At 61.7% G+C, this 18,321-nt stretch carries 19 protein-coding genes and 3 pseudogenes; 15 read left to right on the top strand and 7 right to left on the bottom strand.

Going from position 1 to position 18,321, the window contains the following annotated elements; genetic code table 11:
- Nucleotides 1-83: 83 nt before the first annotated feature.
- The 3 genes from AC10V3_RS40500 to AC10V3_RS40490 all read left to right on the top strand — a co-directional run bounded on the left by AC10V3_RS40500 (nucleotide 84) and on the right by AC10V3_RS40490 (nucleotide 1,808).
- Nucleotides 84-371, top strand: a complete 288-nt coding sequence (locus tag AC10V3_RS40500) for a hypothetical protein (protein WP_490924399.1) — start codon at nucleotides 84-86, stop codon at nucleotides 369-371.
- Nucleotides 372-485: 114 nt separating this feature from the next.
- Nucleotides 486-779, top strand: a complete 294-nt coding sequence (locus tag AC10V3_RS40495) for an EF-hand domain-containing protein (protein WP_022539952.1) — start codon at nucleotides 486-488, stop codon at nucleotides 777-779.
- A gap of 264 nt (nucleotides 780-1,043) precedes the next feature.
- Complete coding sequence (locus AC10V3_RS40490) at nucleotides 1,044-1,808, top strand: DUF4410 domain-containing protein (protein WP_022539953.1); 765 nt, start codon at nucleotides 1,044-1,046, stop codon at nucleotides 1,806-1,808.
- Between the two features lie 247 nt (nucleotides 1,809-2,055).
- Here the strand turns inward: AC10V3_RS40490 and AC10V3_RS40485 are convergent, their stop codons facing one another.
- Entirely contained in the window at nucleotides 2,056-2,187 is a 132-nt protein-coding gene (locus tag AC10V3_RS40485; protein ID WP_349608533.1) for a cupin domain-containing protein, read from the bottom strand.
- A gap of 558 nt (nucleotides 2,188-2,745) precedes the next feature.
- Here AC10V3_RS40485 and AC10V3_RS40480 point away from each other — a divergent pair.
- Entirely contained in the window at nucleotides 2,746-4,014 is a 1,269-nt protein-coding gene (locus AC10V3_RS40480; RefSeq protein WP_051370050.1) for a patatin-like phospholipase family protein, read from the top strand.
- A gap of 57 nt (nucleotides 4,015-4,071) precedes the next feature.
- Here the strand turns inward: AC10V3_RS40480 and AC10V3_RS40475 are convergent.
- Nucleotides 4,072-4,251: pseudogene (locus tag AC10V3_RS40475) on the bottom strand (integrase); the annotation flags it as partial.
- Between the two features lie 50 nt (nucleotides 4,252-4,301).
- Between AC10V3_RS40475 and AC10V3_RS40470 the strand changes: the two are divergent.
- Together AC10V3_RS40470 and AC10V3_RS40465 are read left to right on the top strand one after the other, a co-directional pair.
- Nucleotides 4,302-4,781, top strand: coding sequence for an isochorismatase family protein (locus AC10V3_RS40470; protein WP_490924398.1), 480 nt, complete (start codon nucleotides 4,302-4,304; stop codon nucleotides 4,779-4,781).
- Nucleotides 4,782-5,307: 526 nt separating this feature from the next.
- A complete protein-coding gene (locus AC10V3_RS40465) occupies nucleotides 5,308-5,877 on the top strand; it encodes a cysteine hydrolase family protein (RefSeq protein ID WP_349608539.1) in 570 nt (189 codons plus the stop codon).
- Nucleotides 5,878-5,943: 66 nt separating this feature from the next.
- Here the strand turns inward: AC10V3_RS40465 and AC10V3_RS40460 are convergent, their stop codons facing one another.
- On the bottom strand, nucleotides 5,944-6,426 hold the full coding sequence (locus AC10V3_RS40460) for a YiiX/YebB-like N1pC/P60 family cysteine hydrolase (protein ID WP_490924397.1): 483 nt from the start codon (nucleotides 6,424-6,426) through the stop codon (nucleotides 5,944-5,946).
- Between the two features lie 156 nt (nucleotides 6,427-6,582).
- On the opposite strand from AC10V3_RS40460, the gene AC10V3_RS40455 reads away from it, so the two are divergent.
- The 5 genes from AC10V3_RS40455 to AC10V3_RS40435 all read left to right on the top strand — a co-directional run bounded on the left by AC10V3_RS40455 (nucleotide 6,583) and on the right by AC10V3_RS40435 (nucleotide 10,623).
- Nucleotides 6,583-7,344 (top strand): helix-turn-helix domain-containing protein, encoded by a 762-nt coding sequence (locus AC10V3_RS40455; protein WP_022539957.1) that lies wholly within the window; start codon nucleotides 6,583-6,585, stop codon nucleotides 7,342-7,344.
- Nucleotides 7,345-7,598: 254 nt separating this feature from the next.
- Complete coding sequence (locus AC10V3_RS40450) at nucleotides 7,599-8,213, top strand: glutathione S-transferase family protein (RefSeq protein WP_022539958.1); 615 nt, start codon at nucleotides 7,599-7,601, stop codon at nucleotides 8,211-8,213.
- Between the two features lie 134 nt (nucleotides 8,214-8,347).
- The gene (locus tag AC10V3_RS40445) at nucleotides 8,348-8,920 is read left to right on the top strand and encodes a TetR/AcrR family transcriptional regulator (RefSeq protein WP_022539959.1); all 573 of its coding nucleotides are present in this window, start codon (nucleotides 8,348-8,350) and stop codon (nucleotides 8,918-8,920) included.
- Nucleotides 8,921-8,954: 34 nt separating this feature from the next.
- Nucleotides 8,955-9,836, top strand: a complete 882-nt coding sequence (locus AC10V3_RS40440) for an NmrA family NAD(P)-binding protein (protein WP_022539960.1) — start codon at nucleotides 8,955-8,957, stop codon at nucleotides 9,834-9,836.
- Nucleotides 9,837-9,981: 145 nt separating this feature from the next.
- Nucleotides 9,982-10,623: an HD domain-containing protein gene (locus tag AC10V3_RS40435; protein ID WP_022539962.1), complete on the top strand. Its 642-nt coding sequence runs from the start codon at nucleotides 9,982-9,984 to the stop codon at nucleotides 10,621-10,623.
- A 241-nt stretch (nucleotides 10,624-10,864) separates the two neighbouring features.
- Here the strand turns inward: AC10V3_RS40435 and AC10V3_RS40430 are convergent, their stop codons facing one another.
- From AC10V3_RS40430 to AC10V3_RS40415, 4 genes are all read right to left on the bottom strand, one after another.
- The gene (locus AC10V3_RS40430; RefSeq protein ID WP_349607065.1) at nucleotides 10,865-11,017 is read right to left on the bottom strand and encodes a hypothetical protein; all 153 of its coding nucleotides are present in this window, start codon (nucleotides 11,015-11,017) and stop codon (nucleotides 10,865-10,867) included.
- A 94-nt stretch (nucleotides 11,018-11,111) separates the two neighbouring features.
- Nucleotides 11,112-11,816 (bottom strand): MFS transporter, encoded by a 705-nt coding sequence (locus tag AC10V3_RS40425; RefSeq protein WP_022539963.1) that lies wholly within the window; start codon nucleotides 11,814-11,816, stop codon nucleotides 11,112-11,114.
- A gap of 119 nt (nucleotides 11,817-11,935) precedes the next feature.
- The gene (locus AC10V3_RS40420; RefSeq protein ID WP_041682272.1) at nucleotides 11,936-12,964 is read right to left on the bottom strand and encodes a YeiH family protein; all 1,029 of its coding nucleotides are present in this window, start codon (nucleotides 12,962-12,964) and stop codon (nucleotides 11,936-11,938) included.
- 497 nt (nucleotides 12,965-13,461) lie between these two features.
- Nucleotides 13,462-13,794, bottom strand: coding sequence for a hypothetical protein (locus tag AC10V3_RS40415; RefSeq protein WP_349607067.1), 333 nt, complete (start codon nucleotides 13,792-13,794; stop codon nucleotides 13,462-13,464).
- Between the two features lie 353 nt (nucleotides 13,795-14,147).
- On the opposite strand from AC10V3_RS40415, the pseudogene AC10V3_RS40410 reads away from it, so the two are divergent.
- From AC10V3_RS40410 to AC10V3_RS40395, 4 genes and pseudogenes are all read left to right on the top strand, one after another.
- Nucleotides 14,148-14,261 (top strand): annotated as a pseudogene (locus AC10V3_RS40410) (two pore domain potassium channel family protein); the annotation flags it as partial.
- Nucleotides 14,262-14,272: 11 nt separating this feature from the next.
- Nucleotides 14,273-16,632, top strand: a pseudogene (locus AC10V3_RS40405) (MGH1-like glycoside hydrolase domain-containing protein); the annotation flags it as partial.
- Between the two features lie 126 nt (nucleotides 16,633-16,758).
- Nucleotides 16,759-17,619: an SDR family oxidoreductase gene (locus AC10V3_RS40400; RefSeq protein ID WP_022539970.1), complete on the top strand. Its 861-nt coding sequence runs from the start codon at nucleotides 16,759-16,761 to the stop codon at nucleotides 17,617-17,619.
- 64 nt (nucleotides 17,620-17,683) lie between these two features.
- A complete protein-coding gene (locus AC10V3_RS40395) occupies nucleotides 17,684-18,238 on the top strand; it encodes an alpha-amylase family protein (RefSeq protein WP_022539971.1) in 555 nt (184 codons plus the stop codon).
- The last annotated feature ends 83 nt before the right edge of the window (nucleotides 18,239-18,321 follow it).

The raw sequence follows: 18,321 nt of genomic DNA, 5'->3' as shown, positions 1-18,321 counted from the left end.
CCGCGAAATTCGCAAGCCACCGACCTATAGTTCGGTCCGTTGCCGCGCTGCACCGGCCGGCTGAAACCGAAACTGAAGGACCTGTGATGATCTCGCGCTTCTCCCGATTCCCCCGCTTCCTTGGCGCAGCCGCCGGTACGTTGATCCTGCTGGCGAGCAGCCAGGCCTTTGCCTCGACCGTGGTGGTCGCGCCGGCTACCGTGTATGTCCGCCCGCCGAAGGTCGTGGTCACTACCGTGCCCAAGGTGGTCGTCATGCCCGCGCCGAAGGTGGTCGTCGCGCCAGCGCCGCTGCCGACGGTGGTCGTGAGGGCCACGCCGCTGCCGCGTACCGTCTACGTCGCATCTCGCCCCGTCTACGTGATGCGGTGATATCGCCGGACAATTGCACGGGCGCCGTGTGAGCACCCATGCACCTCATCTGGATCTGTCGCTGAACTGATTTCGCAACCCCGCCGGCACAGGGCGGCTAAACGGAGAAACATCATGAAGAAGATGATTGCAGTGCTCACCATGTGCGTGGCGTCCGCTGGTGCGTTCGCGCAAAGTGTCGAAATGCCCGCTGCCGTCAGCCCGCGGGTGGAGCGTGCGATGCAGCAATTGCAGGGCCGCTTTTCCGATGCAAACACTACGCACGACGGCAAGCTGACGCGCGAGCAGGCGGCCGCCGGCATGCCGATGGTCGCGAAGCATTTTGACCAGATCGACGCCCAGCGAAATGGCTATGTGACGATGCCGCAAATCGAGGCCTTCATGGGGCAGATGGTGCTGTCGCGGTGACCCCTCCGATGTTCGGAATGCACGGCGAGGCCGCCGGATGACTACGCGCGCAGAAAGCCGTGACATCGGACGAAATATTTCCCGCCTGGCGTACGGCGCCGGCGTTTTCCATACTCTGGTCACCGCGCCGCAACGACAGCCGCACTGAAGCCCGACGCGATGACATGCTCTCCGATGGTTTGTGATCCTGTTGTGGATCCAGGGATTGTCGGTGAAAGATCTTCAGACCACCGACGGCACACGGGTGCCAATGAAGGATTCAAGATGCAGAACGCTTTCCAAGCCATTGCCACCAAGACCAAGCGCCTGGCCATGGCCGCCCTCGCGACCGGCGCGATGCTGGCGGCCGGCTGCGCCAGTGCCGGCGTCACCGGCATCAACCAGATGGGCCTGATGCAGACCGTGCAGGCCGACGTCATCTACGTGCATGCCTTCAACGCCGATGCCGGGCAGGTGCAGCTTGACGGGGGCCTGATGCAGAAGGTGAAGACGATGGCCACTGGCGGCTCGGCCGCCGGCGCGCAATCGCAGGCCGCCACCGAGGCGCGCGAGCAGGTGGCCAACGAGATCGTACGCACGCTGCGGGCGCAAGGCCTGAACGCGGTCCGCTCGGACGCACCGGCACCGGCAAATACCAATGCCCTGATCGTTGAGGGCGACATCCGCAAGATTGATGAAGGCACCAGCCGCCGTCGTTTGCTGATCGGCCTGGGTACCGGCAATAGCGAGGTCGGGGCACAAGTACGCATCTCGTACAAGCCGGCCAACGGTGCGCCGGTGCCGCTGCAGAGCGTTGTCGCCGACGCCGACAGCGGTCATATGCCGGGCGTTGCCGAAACCGCCGGGGTTGGCGCCGTGGCCGGTCACGTGGCAATGGCCGCTGCGGCCGGCACGGGTGTGCACGGCGTGTCCGAAGTCAAGCACGACACCATCTACGCGGACGCCACGCGCCTGGGCGATTCGATCGCCAAGCAGGTGGCGGCGGCGAGCCAGGAGGAGGGGTGGATGGCGGTCCGGCCGGTCATCTGATGGCAGGGCGCCGAGCTGGCGGCTGGCACGGAAGGAACCGCGGCTGCTACTCGTCGTCTCTTTCCGAACCGAAGCGGTCAGGTGGGTATTCCGAAAGCAGACATTCAACGTCCGGGTACAGGCGCTGGCACCAGCCCATACTCGGACATGACAGCGATAAGCTTCGCGCGGTCGGGCGGCCCGCCTGCATTGACAATGGCTCCGACATCGCGGGAATACTGAGCCCCAATGTCGGGCGTAAGGACGATCAGTGCGCGGGCCATGTCACTGTGCGGTTGCTGAAGTGATGGACAGATCTGCGTGGGGTGAACATCCATTGTCCTGGCGATAGGTCTCGGACTACCCCATCGACCGAGTACCGAAGTATGCCTTCCAGCACATGGACGCACTCTTCCTTGGGCCGGGAGGCACATTCAACTCGAATACACCCATCCCGCCTGTGGCGGCTCCGATAACTTGGAGGAGATTGAAAAATGACCGCTAGCGGCGTGGCACCAAGCCAACCAATCAAGGTCGGTCAAGTTAGCATTCAGTACCAGATTGATCTTCGTCCGCCCTCAAACTTTTTCCCGAAGCTGCTCAGGCGCCATCTGCGGGTCGTGCGACCCCCTTGGAGATGCCGTAATATTCCGAGGGAACCGGACACACCGGATCCTGGCGGCAACGAAATTCGACCTTCCCTTCCTGCGGGCCGCCACCACGCCGAGCACGTTCCTGACCTAGTCCAATGTGGAAGTTTCGACATGACCACACTCTTCGCCGCAAGAGCAGCCTGCCTTGGCGAATGGAGGGGGCAGGGAGAGAGCGACACGCCTGCGGCAGGGCCTACCGCACTCTGATGCTGCTTTTACTTGCGGGACTCAGTGCCTGCGGGTCGCTTCCTCACAATGCTCCGCGCAATCTGCCTCAGGCCGCGGCTGGCAGCGCATCCGCGGCCATGCGCGAACCCACCGACGTCGCCGGCCAGACAACCGTCGCCATGTCGTTCTCTGGCGGTGGCACGCGAGCCGCAGCCTTCGCCTTCGGCGCGCTGCAGGGGCTCGACGCCATGAGAGGTCCGGCGGGCGCATCCCTGCTCGACGACGTCGCATTCATTAGCAGCGTGTCCGGAGGCTCCATCACCGCTGCGTACTACGGTCTGCACGGCAAGGCCAGCCTGGCGACCTTTCGATCAGTGCTCTTGACGGACGGAGAGGCGGGACTTCGCTTCAGTCTCCTGAATCCGGTCAACCTTGCGCGCCTCTTCGCGGGGGGCCTCAACGATCGGGAAGATCTCCAGACATGGCTCGACGAAGACGTGTTCAAGGGCGCGACGTACGCCGACATGTTCCGCCGCGGCAAGCCAATCGTTTGGATCAACGCCACAAACGTCTACTACCGGGTCGCGTTCCCGTTCAGCCAGCTGGCATTCGATGCACTATGCAGTGATCTTGCGAGCTTTCCCGTTTCCGAGGCCGTCGCCGCATCCATGGCGGTCCCGCTCTTCTTCGCACCGATCGTCCTTCAAAAGCATCCCGAGGCTTGTAGTGCACCGCTGCCGAACCTTGACCACGCCCAGGCGCCTGGGCGATCGCTGCTGCTTGGCGCGTTGGCAAACGCCGTTCGCGGTCACCGGGATATTTCGAAGGGAAAGTACATCAAGCTGGTCGACGGCGGGGTGACCGACAACTACGGCTTGGCCACCATTCTGCAATCGCGCCTGCTGCTGGGCACGGCTTACGGTCCCATGAGCGAGAATGACGCGATCAAGGTGCGGCGGCTACTTTTCATCGTTGTTGACGCCGGTCAGGGCCCACGCGGCGATTGGAACCAAAGCCAGGCTGGCCCATCCGGAATCGAAGTCGCAAGCGCGGCCATCGACGCGGCAATGGCGACCAACGTTCGAATGAGCTATGACGCCTTCGTTCCCATGATGCAGCAATGGCGCGACGACCTCGTGGCCTATCGGTGTGGGATGCCGCATTCTCGGCAGCAGGAAATCGCTGCACGCCTCCCAGGCTGGCGGTGCGACGAAGTCGAATTCTCCGTCACGCGGATCTCGTTTGAGGCCCTCGACAAGGAGCGTGCTGCAAGTCTGAACGATCTGCCGACCAGACTTCGTCTGCCCGAGAGGGACGTCGATCGCCTGATCGAAGCGGGAAGGGATGCCATCCTTGGCAACCCGGTGATCCGTGAGTTCGAGCGCGAATCGACTGCGGCGCGATAGTCCCGCGGCACGCGGCGTGGGTGAGGCCGCGTTCTTGCTGCTCGGCCGCGGCGCTCTGGCGGAGGCACGCTCCGCACGGCCGATGATCAACGAAACCTTGGTGCGTCGCATTGGGTGCGTGCCGTATGCTATATCGTCGAGGCCGATGGATGCAACCCAGCTATGTACGATTCGGGAGTACTGCCTGGTTGAGAGATGCGGGGATGAATGCAGCCGGCTTGGGAACAGGAAGTCGGCCCCTGCTATGCTTCCGATCTGCGTTGTTCGGCGAAATAAGGTGGGAAAACATGCGTCAGGTGCTTCTTATCGTGGACATGCAATCCACGTTCTCTCCGCCAGTATGGCTGGTCGAAGGCGTCAGAGATTTGGCACAACACATTCCGTCAGTGGCAACTATCGAGTTGCATGATGAGGCCAGGACTCCCTTTCGGGGTCAGCTAGGCTGGTGTCCCGCCGTTGAGGACAAGTGTCTGGTGGAGGCAGATAAGATTTTCATCGAGCACGGGTATGGGCCGTCGGCCGAAACAGTCGAATACCTGAAGCGAATGAACCCGGATCGCGTACTGGTCTGTGGCGTCCAGACAGAGACATGCGTGCTCGCTGCTGGATTCTCGCTGTTTGACGCAGGGTTGCATCCCACGTTGATTACTGATCTTACAGTCGGCTCGTCGCTCGATAGATCAGGCCGGCTCGGGATCAGCCTTTGGAAACATCATTTCCGACAGACTATTTCGAAAGCTGAACTGCTCCCTGACGTGAGCGTTTGACGCCGAGCGTACTCATTCGACGTCCATTGAAGGATCTTGCACTCGGGGCAGTTCGACCAGCGTCCTGACGCGGGTAACCCAGCCCCTTCACTGCCGTCCGTACTGAACTTTGGCAGAGAAAATCCCGCCGGCAGGGGCCGGCGGCCACATATGAAGGGCATTGCTCGGCAGGCCACAGCGCCGTACAGCGCCCGCGCTGCGCAATTCGCCGCCACGCAGACCGGTATTCCTGCTCCTCGCCCGCAAGGCTTAACGCGTCCTTCCTTTCGGGCAGCACAATCCTGACGTGCTGGAGTCCCGCAGTTGCCTGGCAATCGCTCGGGCAACTGCGATGGTGATGGCCTCGCGCAGCCCGAGCATCGGTCGTCCTATTCCGACCCAGAACGGTCAACCGATTGGTCGTGGTAGAGTCAATCATCATTCTTTATCGCGTAGCCTTATGTCGCCACCCGTTGAACGTGGACCCGTCGATTCAGCAGGCCATCGAAAGGGCACGGAAAGCGCCGCTGATGCGCGCAGTGTGACCATGCAGATTCCGGCAATTGTTCCTGCGCAAACTGCTCTGGTGGTCATGCACTATCAGACCGACATCCTGGCGTTATTTCCATCGGTGGCGCCCACTTTGCTCTCCAATACGCGCAAGCTGTGTGACGCTGCGCGGGCCAGGGGCGTCAGCGTCTATTTCGCCAAGATCCACTTCCGTCCAGGCTATCCGGAAGTCAGTCCGTTGAACAGGAACGGGCAGGGTATCAAGCAACTTGGTCTTTTCGTCGACGACCAGATCTCGCCGGAACTCGGCCAGCAGGCCACTGAACCGCTCATTATCGCGCATCGTGCTAGCGTATTCTTTGGTACCGACCTGCAGGTGCGGCTTTCCGCGCAGGGTATCGATACCCTGCTCATGGTGGGCATTGCGTCGACCGGTGTGGTGCTGTCCTCGGTCGCGTACGCGAGCGATGCGGACTTCCGTTTATTCACGGTCAAGGATTGCTGCTACGACCCAGATCAGGTCGTGCACGATCATCTTTTTTCAACGGCGTTCGATTCGCGCACAACGGTGCTCTCGCTCGCTGATGCCTTGCTGTTGCTTGCCTAGCATTTACTGGCATTTCGACCGTTTTGGGGGCAAAGCAGTGGCTCCACCGCGCGTCGTGCGGCTCGCTCAACGGCCGGGGGTGGGCGAGGGCGTCGCCTGAGCCAGCAGCGCCTTGAAACTTTCCACCTCACCGACGCTGACGTTGGCTGCTTCCGACAGGACTTCTCGTACAAAGCGAGAACAGAACTGGCGGCCGGACTGAAGATTGAAGCCCGAGTCATACCAGATGCCTGTCCGTCGGCGGGCGGCTTCCGACAGTCGGATCTGCCGTGACGGTGTCAGCGGTGCCCGGGGCCGGCCGAAGGCAATGCGCCCATGCTCGGAACGGCCTGCAAACCGATTGAAAGTGGTGGTGCGGCTGAACGGGAACGTGCTCTCCGCTATCAAGGTCTCAGTTCGCGAGTTCCCGACCACGATGCCGACGTGGTTCGTCCATGAGGCGGTAGCGGCGGCAACTTCCCGAAAGGGGCGGGCATGAACGCGGATGAATACAACATCTCCAACTTGCAATCTCGCGGCAAATTCTCGTGCGTTGGTGTCGGTTTTCATGACTGGCTTCCTGGCGACGCACTGCTGATGCGCGTCAGCATGCCACGCGGTATCACAAAACGAGAGCATCTGTTGTCAACGTAGCACTTTCATGGCTATTTAGTATCGAAAATCGATACCATATGGTGTGGAGCTCATTCTTTCGTTTGGGGACCTATGAACGAGGTCAAACACCTCATTGCCACGATCAAGCATCAGCTCAGGGCACAGGGGCTGACGTATCGCGACGTCGCTGAAGCACTGGCGCTTTCCGAGGCAAGCGTCAAGCGGATGTTCGCCAGCGAGCGGCTGAACGTGGACCGATTGGTGCAGATCAGTGCAATGCTCGGTTTTACGCTGGCCGAGCTCACTCAGGAGGCGGCTGTGGTACCGCCGGCGTTGCGGGTGCTTACCCGGGAACAGGAAGCGCAACTGGTGTCAGACCGAAAATTGCTGTTGGTCGCCGTCTGTGCTTTAAATCACTGGTTCGTGGAAGAAATCATCGCCACTTACAGGATCACCCGCGCTGAATGCGTGAAGCGGTTGCTAATGCTTGATCGCATGGGCCTGATTGCCCTCCTGCCAAACGACCGTATTCGGCCGCGCGTCATGCGCGATTTCGACTGGCTGCCCGATGGCCCTATTCGCGCCTTTCTCCGGCAGGATGGGCTGGAGGATTTCCTCGACAGTCGTTTTGACGGGGCGGGCGAGACCATGGAATTCGCGCATGCCATGCTGACCGGCCCGGCGCTGGAACAACTCCGGCTGGAGTTGCAGAGGGTTCGGGCGCGTCTTGCGCAATTGCATGACGAGTCCGCGTCGGCCCCTCTGGCACAGCGGCGTGGCATCGCCATGCTCCTGGCCGCCCGGGAGTGGGAGCCGGCGGGATTTGCGCAATTGCGCCAGCCAGTGCCTTCATCCGCACGCAAGCGCGTGTGAGAACTGCCGAAACAGGGCGGCGGAATGTCGGCTGGCAGATGATCCGCATAGGAGCACGCTGTCTCTTCGTAGGCGTCTCTTCGTTTTCCGGAAGCAGTCGCTCTAGACACGGTCTACGACCGGCCCCCGGCGTTCGAATGCTCTTGCGGTAGTCAGACTTTTGCGAGCGATTCATACAGCCAGCCTCACTTGCAGTCTTTTTCAAGCGAAGCGCTACACTAACCAAGTGCGAGACACCTGGTTGGAGAGGGCGCATGCAAAATCCGATCGAGCTGTATGGCGCCTTGACTGGCAACTGCATCCGGGCCGCGATTGCGCTTGAGGAGGCGGGCGTCCCGTATACGGTCAAACGTATCGACTTGGCAGCGGGCGAGCAACTGGGCTCCCAACATCGGGCTCTGAATGCGTTCGGCAAGGTTCCGGTGCTCGTTGAGCATCGGCGCGAAGGCACCTTCGTCCTAACGCAATCCAACGCGATCATGTTTTTTGCGGCGGAGCGTTCCGGAAACGGACTTCTGCCCGCGGATCCAGTCGCGCGAGCCAGGGTCTACGAGCGGTTCTTCTATTTCCTGACCGACGTCATCGCGGTAAGCCATGGTGCATTCCGGCTCGAGCAAATGGGCGCGAGGGCCCAATCCACGCACCTCAATGGCATGGCAATGGCGGCGCTTGCCGAGTCGGAACGATTTTTGGAGTCGACACCATTCATGGCCGGCGACGAATTTACTCTTGCTGACATTTCGGCATTCACTATCGCCAGTGCTTTTCGCGAGGATCTTCAGTGGGCAAGTCATCCTGCCCTTACGCGTTGGTTTGAGGCCGTCTCGATGCGACCTGCCGTGATCAACGGTCTCAAGGCCTTTGCCTAGGAGCCACGGCCCTCGATTTCAGGTCAGGTAATCCGCACTTTGCTTCGCAGGATCTTCTCTTCTTGACTTCCATTTGGATGGTGACCACCATCTATTTAAGATGGTTAGCGACCACACACAACAGGAGCGGCGAGATGAGAAAGACGAAGGTCGAGACGGCGGAAACCCATCGACGCATTGTCGAGGTCGCCGCGCGGGAATTCCGGCTGAACGGCATCCAGGCGACGGGGCTGAACGATGTGATGTCTCCGTTGAACCTTACGCAGGGCGGCTTCTATCGGCATTTCGCCTCGAAGGACCAGTTGATTGCAGAAGCGTGTTCTCAGGCGATGACGGAAGTGATCGAGGGGCTGACAACGGTCGCTCGCGACAGTCGGGCTGCCAGCGGTTTTGCCGCCATGGTCGAAGCCTACGTGTCTCAGGCCCACCGCGACACACGGACAGGCGGATGCCCTCTGGCGGCAATGGGAAGCGAACTCGCCAGGGCCGATAAACAAACGCGCGCGGCAGCCGCGCAAGGTTTTGACGATCTGGTTGACGTACTGGCGAAACATATGGCGGACAAGCCGTCGCAGGAAGCCAGGTCGTCTGCCGTGTTCGCTTTGGCGGCCATGATTGGGGCCGTCACGATGTCAAGAGTCGTTGAAGATTCCGACGCTTCAACGGCGATTCTGGAGGATGTGAAGCAGCACCTCGGGGCGATGTAAACCTGTCGGACACATTCACAGATTGGAGCAATTCATGGAACAGCGTAAATACCTCATCACTGGCGCCACGGGTAAGACCGGCGTCCACACCATCCGATTCCTGCTGAAGGCAGGGCACGCGGTTCGCGCCTTCGTACACCAGGAGGATGAGCGCAGCGCAGCCCTGCGCGAAGAGGGGGCAGAGATTTTCGTCGGTGATCTCCTTGAGCACGACGACGTGATTCGCGCCATGGACGGCGTGGACGGTGCGTACCTGTGCTATCCGGTGCGTCCCGGCTACATCCAGGCCACCTCATACTTCGCTGATGCCGCACGGCGTGCCGGCGTTGAGGTCGTGGTCGAGATGTCGCAAATCTCGGCACGAGAAGATTCCAAGAGCCATGCCGCGCGCGACCACTGGATTGCCGAGCGCGTTCTCGACTGGTCCGATGTTCCGACCGTCCATATTCGCCCGACCTACTTCTCCGAGTGGCTGACATTTCCGTGGGTGCTCGATCCCCTGGTGCAGGAAGGCAAGATCACGTTGCCCTACGGGGAAGGGCGTCATGCGCCGATTGCGGCCGAGGACCAGGCGCGCCTGATCGCCAGTATTCTCGCGGAACCCGCAGGCCATATTGGCAAGACTTACTCCCTCTTCGGCCCCGTCGAGCTGAATCAGCAGGAGGTCGCGAGCGAGATCAGCAAGGTGCTGGGACGCGAGATCACCTATGTGCCCTCGACCCTTGAGCAATATCGCGAACATCTGCAGAAGTACAACCTGCCTGAGTTCGTGATCCAGCATTTCCTTGAAACCGCCATCGACTATCAGAACGGAATCTTCTCCGGTACGGATGGCGTTATCGAAGAAATCACGGGCCAGGCGCCGCAGACTGTGGCTGCGTTTGTACAGGACAATCGTCAAGTGTTCCAGGCGTAGTTTCGGCAGGAACCCGCTGCCCACACAGTCGGATGATCGTATGGGCGGGCGGGGGACGTAGGTCCATGAAACGCAGTGGCAACTCTACATTTAATACGAGCGGTACGTCTGGCATTGGCTTCGAACCGCCGTTCAGGAGAACGAAGTGAGCATCCCTGTCACTATCGGTGGCTTCATCGCGCCCGATTCGGAACTGTCTCGAAAGGCCGCATCACTTGTCGAGAGCGTGCACTCGAAAGCGATGCTGAACCACGTCCACCGGACCTGGTGGTTCGCCGAGTTCCTTGGGCAAAGGCGGCAATTGAAGTACGACCGGGAGGTCGTTTACCTTGCATCCGTCCTTCACGATCTTGGCTTGACCCATGAGTTCGTTGCCGATCAGCGTTTCGAAGTCGATGGCGCCAATGCTGCCAGCAAATTCTTGCGAGGACATGGCTACCCGGCATCCAAAACCGATCTGGTCTGGGAAGCGATCGCGCTGCATTCCAGCAGTGGCATCGCCGAGCTTATGGCGCCAGAGATTGCCCTGGTCTTCATGGGCGCCCATGTTGATGTGCTCGGATTGAGTTATGACGAGGTGACGCCTTCCTTCGTCGATGACGTTGTTCAAGCGTATCCGAGACTCGGATTCAAAGCGGCATTCCAGGAAGCCCTGGCCGAAGTCGCCAGGAAGAAGCCACATACCGCGATCGGCACTGGACTGGCCGACATCGGGCACCGCCACGTACACGGATTCTGCATTCCGGACGTCTGCGACCTGATCAATGGCACCCCGTTTAAAAGTTGATACAGCCATTGCCGTATCGGTGGCCCTGCATCAATGAATGACTTTGGTGACATATCCTTCAACGCCAATACGACCGCATTTTCGCGAGTCCGCGCGCTTGGGAGTTGCCGGCGGCTGTTCAGGGGCGGCTACCGGCCCTTCTCCGACGTTCGGTTTGGCGAGGTGAACGGCCGCTATGGCCGACGAGCGGGGATCCTGGCTTTGCCTACGGAAGGTCCGGTGAGCGTCCGTCAGCGGTCATTCAAGGCGGTGCGTTGGTCGTCTTTTCACCTGGGCCGAACCGGGCCCTCGAAAATGCTTTGAAATATAGCGCGTGAACGCCCGCGCGGGAGACGGCGCGCAGCCGATCGATGACCTCGGCAGGAAGGGAGAACGACGTGAGCAGTTTGTTCATGCAGGCCCGTTCCGCTTTGTCCGTCAACTATGAGCGAGTAGCATGAGCAGCCTGGGCCGGAGCAAGGGCTTTTCTTAGGGAAATCGCCGTCCGCCTACCATGCCAACGACGCCAGTCCGCGGGCAGCCCCTGCCACATAGATGAACAGGGCAACCCAGTTCAGCCCATGGACAAGCGACATGCGCACAAACTGCGCCGAGCCGATCACGGAGCGGTAGCCGTGCAGGATGTTGCGGGCATTCAAGGGCTGACGGCGCTCTGGCGGCAGCGACTCTGGCAAGCGCGCATACACGATCAGCATCAGCCCGCCGACTACACCGAGAAAACCGAACACCGCGCGCCAGCCCCAGAGTACGGTGAGCCAGCCCGCCAATACCGGCAGGACGATAGGGCCTGCGGCCTGGATCAAGCTGGTGCGGGCGATCATTTTTTGTGCGACTTCGCCGCTGTACAGGTCGCGGATGATGGCGCGCCCCAGGATCATCCCCGAGCCCGCCGCCAATCCTTGCACCATGCGCAGCACCCACAAATGTTCCATGCGGGTAACCAGCAAGCACGCGAGGGAAGTCAGAGTGAGCACGCCAAGCGAGCCGAGCAGCACCACCCGGCGACCCAACGCATCGGCCAGCACGCCGTGCCAAAGGGCCATGAAGGCGCTGGCCAATAAGAACAGGGACACCACCTGCTGCGCTTCCGATGCGGACGCACGCAGATCCCGCTGCAGGGCTGGTAGCAGGGGAATCAGCATGTCGCTCCACAAGGGCATGAGCACAGCCATGATCCCCAGCAACAGCAGCATATGGGCGCCTTGATGGGCGTAGCCGGCGTGGGAGCTTCGTCGATCGTCGTGGTGGCGGTGGTCATGGCGTCGTTCGGTTAAGGTTGGCGTACACCGTCAGTTTCCCTGTGACGGTCAGCTCAGCGAGCCACTAAGAGGACCGCGGCAACCAGGATCGCGAGGAACGCGGTCTCGCTGACCATCAGTACGACCGGCTTGAATCCCACGGTCGCGATATCCTTCAGGTGCGACTTCATGCCGATCGCGGCCATCGAGACCACCAGCAGCCAGGTCGACAGCGTCTGCAGCGCGTGCTGCAGTGCGGCTGGAATCAGGCCGGCGCTGTTGATGGCGACCATCAGCGCGAAGGCCACCACGAACCAGGGCAGCATCGGCGGCTTCTTCGTGCCGGCCGGCCCGGCAACATGGTGCTTGCGGTACGACAGCGTGATGACCAGGATCACCGGCAGCAGCATCGCGACGCGCAGCAGCTTCACGATCGTCGCGATGTCGCCGGTCTCCTTGGACATTCCGTAGCCCGCGCCGACCACCTGCGCCACGTCGTGGATCGTGCCACCCAGAAAGACGCCGGCATGCTCGCTGCCAAAGCCAAGCGCCGAGACGATCATTGGGTAGAGCACCATCGCGGCCGTGGAGAGCGTGCTGACGCCAATGACGGTGAAGATGGTGGCGCGCTCCTTCACGTTGTCTTCTGGATGGGCGGGCATCACCGCGGCGATCGCCATCGCCGCCGAGGCACCGCAGATCCCCACGGCGCCGCCCGTCAGGACGCCGAACCGGTTTCGATAGCCGAGCATCCTGGCCAGCACGATGCCGAATCCGATGGTCAGCGCCACCGACAGCACGACCATCGCGATCGGCATCGCACCCAAGGCCGTGATCTGCGACACCGTGATGCGCACGCCGAGAAGCGCCACGCCGATGCGCAGCAGCGTGGTTGCGGAGAACTGGATGCCCGGAACGCACCGGCCCTCGGTCGACAGGAAGTTCAGGGCCATGCCGAGCAGCAAGGCAAAGAGCATCGGCGACACGTGGTAGTGCCCGGCCAGGGAGATGGCGGCCACCGCCACCACCACCGACACCAGGATGCCGTGGAAGTTCGTGCGGGCGGGCTCGCGCCAGCCGGACAGCGTCAGTGAGAGATTCATGGAGGAGGACTCGCGGTAGGGAGTTGCGTCGAAGTGGTCCCGAATGCGTTCAGGCCGCCGCTTGCGGCCGCGATTTCTTCCTTCGTGGCGCCAATTTACAGCGCCTTCCGGATATGACGGCGCGTGCCCGGTGCGTACAGATGCGTTCACTGCGATACCGAGAAATTCAAGCACCTTTCGGCTCGAGCACGCCGGGCACAGCGGGAGGCACGCCCATCACCACGAATTTCTCGGCCCACTCGAAGTATGGTCCATACGTGAATTTGCTTTTGACGATCCGGGAGATTGAATTTACATCTTGGGAGGGTCAGGGAAAACGTGATGTCCTGTCTATTACGCAGCGCCAGCCTCACCAACTACGTCGAAGTCGCACTCGCAAACTTACTGGCCCTTCCGCTGGGGAAAGCACCGGGAGGTTTCATTGCTCGTCAACATCAGTCCCCGACTTGCCGAACTGAAAGCGGCTTCGATATTGCCCGGGAGAAGAACCGATGCGCTCACGGAAGAGTCGGGAAAACGACGCCTCCCAGACAGCCCGACACGCCGGTGATGACGCCGACATGGTCGAGCAGGCGAGACCTCTTGCCTGTCGGTCCGACGACTTCGGTGTTGCGCAGGAATTCAAGGACGCCGTACGAGAATGCGGCAGCGCGTGTTCCGCCGCCCGAGAAGGCCAGAATTATCAGGTTCTCGTTGTCCGCCGCGTACTGTGGGCGCGTAAAAAGCCGATAGCCGGCATTGGGGTCAGCGTGGGTGATCGGAGGATTGACAGGCCGGCTGGCGCAGCCGCCCAGCAGGAGCAACAACGCAAGTATCAGCAATGCAGGCATCTGCATTCGTGTCGTGGATCCTCCGGATCGGCCCATGCATGCCTCGTTGTCACGAGCGAGCGTGCGAACCTGGAAATCGGTTGCGACCGCGAATTAGAATAGTCGGAAATCCGGTGTGTCTGCTAATGCATACACCAAATGGTTGGCGCTACCGCAAGGAGAATTCGATGCGATTCGGAATTGGAGGAAGCCAAACCTCGTTGGCGTCCCTCGGATATCGGATCAGTAAGTTTTTATCCGCACTCTATAGGGCTGCCCCCGGCTTTCCCCCGGTCTCGATCAGCGGAATCGCACCTTCCTTTTCCGCCAGTTCCGGCAGTTCGCGCATCGGGCCCGGGGGGCGGCCCACCAGCGAAGCGGTCAATGGGATCCTGATGTTCGGCGTCTCGACCTCGGTGATGACCGCAGCGGTGATGGATATGATCAAGCACAACATGGCCAGGCTGCCGCAGGGCGAACGGCCGTAGGTCAGAAAGGCAGAAGCCGGGGCCAGAGAGTCTTTGTGGTTCCCTTGAGTTTCACCGGCGTGTTTGACGACAACCGGTATTTTGACGTCTTTGTCGAATACGCTAAGGCGGCGCCTGAAGACGTGCTGGTGCGAATCAGCGTCTTCAACCGCGGCCCGGACGCGGCACCACTGCACCTGTTGCCGACCCTGTGGTTCCGCAACACGTGGTCGCAGCCGTGGGGCGGTTCGAAGCCGATCCTCGAGCGCGTCGCTGCCTCCGGGCAGGCGGCGGTCCGCGCGCGTCACAGCGACCCGTTGTTTCAGGAATCGCTGGGCGAGTATTACCTCTACTGCGACGCCGACGTGCCGCTGCTCTTCACCGAGAATGAGACCAACAACACCCGGCTGTTCGGCACGGGCAATGCGTCGCCCACGTGAAGGACGGCATCCACAACTTCATCGTGCACGGCGATGCCGCGGCGGTGAATCCCGCGCAGCAGGGAACCAAGGCGGCGCCCCACTATCAGCTCAACATCGGCGGTGGTGAGTCACAAGTCTTGCGGTTGCGGTTGACGACCCAGGCGCCGGGGGCGGCGTCCGCGCCCTTCCATGGCTTCGACGCGGTGTTCGCCGCCAGGCTGGAGGAGGCCGATGCCTTCTACGCGTCGATCACACCGCTCGCGATTCGCGATGACGCGGACCGTGTGAGCGTCATGCGCCAGGCGCTGGCCGGCATGCTGTGGACGAAGCAATACTTTTACTATGACCTTGGCCTCTGGCTCGACGAGCACGGCGCGGGTGCCCGCTTGCCGCAACTGGAACGCAAGCGAGTGCGCAACAGCGAATGGGCGCATATGTTCAACGACGACATCATCTCGATGCCGGACAAATGGGAGTATCCCTGGTACGCCGCGTGGGACCTGGCGTTCCACATGATTCCGCTGGGCATGGTCGATCCCGACTTCGCCAAGCAACAGCTCGACCTGATGCTGCGCAACGACTACCTGCACCCGAACGGCCAGCTCCCTGCTTACGAGTGGAACTTCGGCGATGTCAACCCGCCCGTGCATGCCTGGGCGACGATGCAGCTCTACTTATTCGACAAGGAGCGCAGCGGTGGCAGCGGCGATGTCGAGTTCCTCAAGTACGCCTTCGCCAAACTGCTGGTCAATTTCACCTGGTGGGTCAATCGCAAGGACCGCGCCGGTGCCAATGTCTTCGAGGGCGGCTTTCTCGGGCTCGACAATATCGGCGTGTTCGACCGCTCATCGCCACTGCCCACTGGCGGGTACCTGGATCAGGCCGACGGGACGGCGTGGATGGTGTTCTTCAGCGAGCAAATGCTGCGCATCGCGGTCGAGCTCGCGTTGCAGAAGCCGCTCTACGAGGAGTTCGTCGAGAAATTCTTCCAGCACACGGTGTTCATTGCCGGCGCGCTGGACCGCGTCGGTGAGCGGAACGACGAAATGTGGGATGAGGAGGATGGCTTCTTCTACGATGTATTGCGTTTCCCGGACGGCAGCGCCACGCGACTCAAGGTGCGCTCCATCGTCGGGCTGCTGCCACTGGCCGCAGTGGCCGTGTTCGAAGAAGACATCCTCGTAAAGCTGCCGAAGTTCCGTGAGCGTGCGGGACTGTTTCTGAGTCGCCACCCCGAGCTTGCCGCCAACATGCATTTGCCTCCAAAGCCCGGCGTAGCCAATCGCCGCATGCTGGCGATCGTTGGCGAGCAGAAGCTGCGCCGCATCCTGGCGCGCATGCTGGACGAGGACGAGTTCTTCGGCCCGCATGGCATTCGCGCGCTGTCGCGCTTCCACCTCGAACACCCCTATGTCTTTCACCACGCGGGTCAGGAGCATCGGGTGGCCTATGTGCCGGGCGATTCCGACACCGGCATGTTCGGCGGCAATTCCAACTGGCGCGGGCCGGTGTGGATGCCGATCAACTTCCTGCTTTACACCGCGCTGATACGCCTGTACGCCTATTTCGGCGAGGACTTCAAGGTTGAGTGCCCAACCGGCTCGGGGCAGATGATGACGTTGCTCGACGTGGCCAAGGAATTGGGCGAACGCCTGAGCCGGATCTTCCTGCGCGATCGCGACGGCCGCCGACCGGTGTATGGCGCGGCGAGCAAGTTCCGCGACGACCCGCACTGGCGCGACCTGGTGCTGTTTTATGAATATTTCCACGGCGACACCGGTGCCGGGATCGGCGCGAGCCACCAGACCGGCTGGACAGGCTGCGTCGCGCGTATTATCCAGGCGAATTCCGTGCTGTCGAAGGACATGCTGCTCATGCCGGGCGCGGAGGTGGCGGCCTTACGCGCCCCGCACACGCCCCCGGAGTCTGCCATCTCCGGCAATCCTGTCAATCCCGAGGAAGCTATCTAGGCCACCTAGGCCGCCCAGGCCATCGAGGCGACCGAGGCGACCGAGGCCATCCCGGCCGCGAGCGACGAAACCTGCAGAGCCCGCGCGATGCCGCGCCTGCCGGGCAACGGAACGAAGGAGTACACCATGGAAAGTTACTACGCCAGCAGAAACCTGCCCCATCCGACGATCCCGGCGCTGAAGCCCCTCGACTTGCTAAAAGGCCAGACCGCGCTGGTGACCGGCGCCAATTCCGGCATCGGTCGCGCCATCGCGGTCGCGCTCGGCAGAGCTGGCGCCAACGTGGTAGTCAACTACGTGGCTAACCCCGCAGATGCCGAGGCGGTTGCCGAAGAGATTCGCGGCGGCGGGCAGCACGCGATCATCGCACTGGCCGACGTAGCGGATGAGGCGCAAGTGCAAGCCATGTTCGCCGCGGCGGTGCAGGAGTTCGGTACCGTCGACATCCTCGTCAGCAATGCCGGCATGGAGCGCAACGCGCCGTTCCACGAGATGAGCGTGGCGCAATGGGACGCGGTGATCAGTGTCAACCTGCGCGGCGCGTTCCTGTGTGCGCGTGAGGCCGTGCGCGAGTTCCTCCGGCGCGGCGTGCGCCCGGGCATTTCAGTGGCGGCCGGCAAGATCATCTTCACGAGTTCAGTACACGAGGTGATTCCGTGGGCTGGCCACGTCAATTACGCAGCCTCCAAGGGTGGGTTGATGCTGCTGATGAAGAGCCTGGCACAAGAGGTCGCCGAGAAGCGCATCCGCGTCAATTCCATAGCGCCGGGCGCAATTCGGACGCCGATCAACACGGCGGCATGGTCTACGCCCGAGGCCTATGCCGAACTGATGAAGCTCGTGCCCTACAAGCGTATCGGCGAGATCGAGGAGATTGGCCATGCCGCAGTCTGGTTAGCTTCGGACTTCACCGACTACATTGTCGGCACGACGCTTTTCATCGATGGCGGGATGACGCTATATCCTGGGTTCGAAACAGGGGGTTGACGGCTGTGCTGACACCTCGCTATCCAGCGCTTTACCAGCTCAACACCCGGGTCTGGTTGAGCGAGTGTCGCTATCGCTCGGCCATGCGGCCACGCTGGATGATATCGCCGACACCGAACTGGACCGTCTGGTGGAGATGGGTTTCGACTGGCTCTGGTTGCTGAGCGTTTGGCAGACGGGGCCAGCCGCGCAGCGCATCTCGCGCAGCAACGCGGCGTGGCGGCGCGAGTTCGTGCAAACGCTGCCTGACCTGCGGGAGGAGGATATCGCTGGCTCCGGCTTTGCGATCACGCGTTACACCGTGCGCCGCGACCTCGGAGGCGACGAAGCGCTGGCGCGCCTGCACACTCGCGCGCGACAGCGCGGGCCGCGCCTGATGCTCGATTTCGTATGGGCTTCGCACGAGTGCATGTTCGTGGCCGTGAACTACTCGCCGCAGCAAAGCCAATGCTTCATGCGAACTCCCTTCAGGGAACTGGGGGAGGGGACCGTACGACTCCAGGACTGGCTTAGCCCGGCTGCCTATGATCGGCCGGGCGATGACCTGCGCGCCCGTGGTCTTTCCCTGGACATGCCGCCCTGGGGCTACCATGCCTTTGATGTGCAATGGATTGACTGACGGGGGGAGTTTGGCCGCGGGGACTGCATCAACTAGTCTCCGAGGGCGCGCTCCGGCGCGGTCGCCCCCGCCAGGCTGCGAGG

This window comes from Cupriavidus sp. PB-02, assembly GCF_058252315.1.
This window is presented reverse-complemented; position numbering and strand designations above follow the sequence as displayed.